The sequence below is a fragment of the Streptomyces sp. NTH33 genome (assembly GCF_003236365.1).
Classification (GTDB): domain Bacteria; phylum Actinomycetota; class Actinomycetes; order Streptomycetales; family Streptomycetaceae; genus Streptomyces.
Genome location: NZ_POTZ01000961.1, coordinates 1 through 1,014, shown reverse-complemented (window position 1 = coordinate 1,014; position 1,014 = coordinate 1). Strand labels below are relative to the sequence as shown.

1 protein-coding gene is annotated in these 1,014 nt (G+C 68.5%); it reads left to right on the top strand.

Annotated elements, in window-relative coordinates; translation table 11 throughout:
- Positions 1–191: 191 nt before the first annotated feature.
- On the top strand, positions 192–1,014 hold an 823-nt coding region (gene istA, locus C1I97_RS37820), incomplete at its 3' end, for an IS21 family transposase (RefSeq protein ID WP_441349200.1).

Here is a 1,014-nt window from a genome sequence, read left to right as displayed (position 1 = left end):
TGTCGGCGTACACGTGAACGTCCCCACCCGCGTACGGATGAACGCGGCCAGTTCCTGATGCGCTGAGGGGTGCTGCTCGGCACTCTGCTGCTTGGTCGGTGTAGGCGGCGGAGGGGCGGTCGACAGTGGTTCTGGATCCGCATCGCTGGTTGGAACTACGGCGTTTCCGTGGCCTGTTGGAGGCCGGGGCGATGAGCCTGTCGGAGATCGCCAGGGAGACGGGGCTGGACCGCAAGACGGTCCGCAAGTACCTCTCGGCGCCGGGCCCGGCGACCCCGCCGCGCCGGTCGGCGAACGGGCGGTCCCTGGCAAGAAAGATCGACGAGTTCGCGCCGCTGATCGACTCGATGCTGCGGGCCGAGGTCCTGATGAAGGCATCGGTGATCCACGAGCGGCTGGCCGCTGAGTACGGGTTCACCGGCAACTACCAGCGCGTCAAGCTCTACGTTCAGGAAGCCCGCCCTCGGATCGCCGAGGAACTCGGCATCACCCCGAAGGAGCTGGCGGGCATGCACCGCCGCTTCGAGGTCATCCCGGGAGCCCAGGCCCAGGTGGACTGGGGCGACGAGGGCAAGATCCTCGCCCACATGGGCATCGGGAAGGTCTACTCCTTCCACATGACCTTGTCGTACTCCCGCGACCCGTTCTGCTGCTTCACCACCAGCCAGGACCTGCAGACCTTCTTCGACTGCCACCGGCGGGCGTTCGCGCACTTCGGCGGGGTGCCGATGACGATCGTCTACGACCGCACCAAGACCGTCGTGCGCCGGCACGTCGCCCCGGGCGAGGCGGTCCCGCTGCACCCGGAAGCGGTCGGCTTCGCCGGCCACTACGACTTCGACATCGACGTCCTGGCCGCCTACCGGCCCACCGGCAAGGGCCGCGTCGAACGCCAGGTGCTGATCGTCCGCGACCACGTCCTGTCCGGCCGGGCCTTCTCCTCCCTCGAGGAGATGGACGCCGCCTTCACCGCCTGGGTGCCGCAGCGACGCGGCCAGATCCACAAGACGCACC